The 3,532-nt window shown below is 39.5% G+C and carries 3 protein-coding genes; 2 read left to right on the plus strand and 1 reads right to left on the minus strand.

Annotation, left to right across the window (positions count from 1 at the left end):
* Positions 1–113: 113 nt before the first annotated feature.
* Both QZT26_RS16855 and QZT26_RS16860 read left to right on the plus strand, forming a co-directional pair.
* Positions 114–641 carry a hypothetical protein gene (locus QZT26_RS16855; protein ID WP_295103813.1) on the plus strand — a complete coding sequence of 176 codons (528 nt, stop codon included), beginning with the start codon at positions 114–116 and terminating at the stop codon, positions 639–641.
* Between the two features lie 42 nt (positions 642–683).
* Positions 684–2,243 (plus strand): M6 family metalloprotease domain-containing protein, encoded by a 1,560-nt coding sequence (locus QZT26_RS16860; RefSeq protein ID WP_295103815.1) that lies wholly within the window; start codon positions 684–686, stop codon positions 2,241–2,243.
* A gap of 600 nt (positions 2,244–2,843) precedes the next feature.
* Here QZT26_RS16860 and QZT26_RS16865 read toward each other — a convergent pair.
* Entirely contained in the window at positions 2,844–3,272 is a 429-nt protein-coding gene (locus QZT26_RS16865; RefSeq protein WP_295103818.1) for a paraquat-inducible protein A, read from the minus strand.
* Positions 3,273–3,532: the final 260 nt, after the last annotated feature.

Consider the following 3,532-nt stretch of genomic DNA (forward strand, 5'->3'; position numbering starts at 1 on the left):
CTTCATCGAAATGGTGAATCTCCTTTCAGGTGTTTTTTGTTATCAATATACCGCCGAATACCTTGGAAATCCTACCATTTCAATCCTATTCCTGCAACAAGGCTTTGCCTTGTTTGCAGGATTTAGGTACTATTATTAAAAATAACGGTAAAGAAGAAAATTCCAACAAACCACAGGGTTTTTATTATCACATTTTTTTTTTATTTGGTTATGTTGTAATTAAAGCCGATATAAAAGAAAAAAATCTTTCAGAAGATATTATTATTGCAACGATAGAAAATGAGTGGCTTTATCGTAACGAACATAAAGAGAACGGAACCTGGGCTGAATATGATCCAATAATTAATGGGCAGGAAAGATTTTGGATAGGACTAAAAATAATAGCCAATCAAAATGTAACTATTCAAAAGTTTGTTGCGGAGTATTTTGAATATGATTTTTTTTATAGAGGATACTTTTTCCCCCAAAAGCAAACTGATAAACTTGCTTCGTTGGCCGGTCAAACAGAATGGATTTCTATTCCGGTAGAACTGAATGAATGGCAAAAATATTCAAAAATTCTTTCCAAGGAAACTCCGTTAAAACTTATTGGAAGCGATGGAAAGATCATCGCTTCATCCATAATAGCAAAAATTTTTTGAATTTTGATAAACGTAACAATTATTACAGTCTTATAAATATTTTTGGAAAAGGATAAACTTGCTATGCCAGCACCATTTTGTGGAAAAGAGTTTACATTTACTCAACCCAACGGCACAAAATTTCAAGTGAAGGGGTGGGGTAACCAGTATTATGCAGTGTTCGAAAGTCTGGATGGCTTCACCATTATGAAGGATCCAGCCACTGGATATTACCACTACGCTCAGGTAAGTGCGGACGGTAAAACCCTTCAACCGACCAAAATACGCGTTGGAACGGGTGATCCAAGGTTTATTGGTATTCAGCCTGGTGTTAGAATTGATCCATCGGCTGCAAAGGCACGTGCAACCGAAAACAAATTACATCGTGGTCTTTTACAGTGGGAGATTCGCAGGAAGCAAGCCAGGATTGCAAGAATTAAGGAGATGGTTGCACCGGGTTTACTTTACGTGCCATCAGTGCACCATATAGTTGGTAATTATGTGGGCCTCTGTCTGTTGATAGAGTTTCCTGATATTCCTCGTATGTTTGCACAAAAACAGGTAAATGAATTTTGTAATGAAATTGGTTATACAGGTTTTGGCAACAATGGGTCTGTATATGATTATTTTTTTGAAGTCTCATCGGGCAAGCTCCATTACAACAATATCGTTGTGCCATACTACAGGACAAGGAATAAAGGGAGTTACTACAAGGATCCAAAAGTAGTATATGGATTGCGTGCGCAAGAATTAGTATTGGAAGCCCTTGCGGATCTTGAGGCGAAAGGATTCGACTTTTCCCAACTCACTACAGATAATGACGGCGCTGTTCGAGCATTAAATGTTTTTTATGCAGGACCTAACGACAGTGTTGTTGACAACAACAATAAACCGACGGGGTTGTGGCCACATTGCGATAAACTTCTCAATCCATATGTTCTGAGATCAGGCAAGAAATTTGTTGAATATCAGATTACTAATATGGGTAAAGAACTGACACTTGGCACATTCTGCCATGAGAATGGACATATGATTTGTGATTTTCCCGATTTGTACGATAAAGGTGAGCAATCTTACGGAGTGGGGGTATTTTGCTTGATGAGCTACGGATGTTGTATTAACGAGAAGAATCCGGTTCACGTCTGCGCCTACCTGAAGTACCAGGCAGGTTGGGCAAATACGGTAACTGATCTTGTTAATGGTATGAGTGCGAATGCTGTTGCCGGACAGAATTCTTTTTTTATTCATAGAAGAAACGAAGATGAGTATTTTATCTTAGAAAACCGGGATCAAACGGGAAGAGACATGTCTCTTCCTGATGCCGGATTAGCGATTTGGCATGTGGACGAGCGAGTTGAGACATCTAATGAGAATGAACATATGACCCCCGATTCTCATTACGAATGTTCGTTGGAACAGGCAGATGGTATGAATGATTTGGAGAAAGAAATAAAAAACGGTAATTACGGTGACGGCAGAGATCTTTTCCCCCATCAAGGAAACAATCGTTTTGCAGACATCAGCTTTCCAAATAGTAAATGGTGGGATGGTACATCTTCTAATTTAGACATTTATCAAATTGGAGCAACTGGTCAACAAATAACTTTTTCAGTTAAATTGTGAATAGGGTAGGAATTATAGATATATCCATATAAGTAATGTTAAAAAATGGAATATTTCCTATTCCTTTTATAAAAAATTAACAAAATATAAGAGTAATATTATTATGATAGATAACAACCAAGAGAGATCAAGGGTCACATCTTAAATATTAAGTAATTGTTTCTTTAAATTTGTTATCTTATCACTCAGGCTTTTATTCCGCATTAGTTCTGTATTGATCTGTTTATAGTTCATGGTAATCGCCGCTCCTGATATACCACCGAAAATTACCCCAAGATCCTTACCTGATACCCCGCTCAGGTCTCAGGCAAGATACATTGCAATTGCGCGTACTTTATTATTCTTGCGCCCTCTGATTTTTACTTGCTCCTCGCTGTATTTTATTTCCTGATAAAGAGGAAGAAAAGATGAACTGTATTTATTGCCAAGGGAAAATGCTAAGGATGACAGCTCCTTTTCACATCGACAGAAAAGGATATCACTTGCTTTTCGATGCTATTCCTGACTGGGTTTGTAGTCAGTGCGGAAAAGCATATTTTAGCGTACAGGAATTTCAAACTTTTATTAGTAAACACACCCCTACCCCTCTCAAGAGGGGAATCATGAAAATCCCTGCTTGGGAGGGGATTTAGGGGTAGGTAAATAAAAGTCATTTAAGGTTGCCATCTTTTCTATCATCATTGTGGCGGCGATAGAAAGCATGATTGCACAGGCAAAAAAGTAAATACCTATCTGCGCATTGGCATCAGCAATATCCTTGGTCTTGATCAGGATGACGAGTATTGCTACGATGAAAACATCAAGCATAGACCATTTTCCTAAAATGCCTGACCAGTAAAGAAAACGTTTTCTCCCTTCCGGTCCTAATGGTACGAACCAAACAAAAAGTAGGCCAATAAGTTTTACACAGGGAAACATGATGGAAAAAAAGAAGATTATGACTGCCAGACCGATATGGCTCGACTTCCATAATTCCCACACACCATCCAAAATAGCTGGAAATAGGGTATGGTTGCGATGGTGTGACACTCTCAGAGGAAACGGAGAGAAACGGGGAAGACAAACCTCAACCTGTAGCCACTACGCCAGTGTTTTACTCTACGCGTGCCAGGGGGGGAAGGGTACTGCTTTCTAACGGGTGAAAGTCCCGTCGTGGTAAAAGCCGGAGCCAAGTAGCTTGGATGGCAGGGGGCGATGGAAACGTTACCTTCTGAAGCCCATCGACAAAGTCGGCGTAAGGCCGGTGAGCGAATATCCGGGTCGTAACTTACGTGAACGTAGATGTAGCC

Source organism: uncultured Candidatus Kuenenia sp. (assembly GCF_900696675.1).
GTDB classification, from domain to species: domain Bacteria; phylum Planctomycetota; class Brocadiia; order Brocadiales; family Brocadiaceae; genus Kuenenia; species Kuenenia stuttgartiensis_A.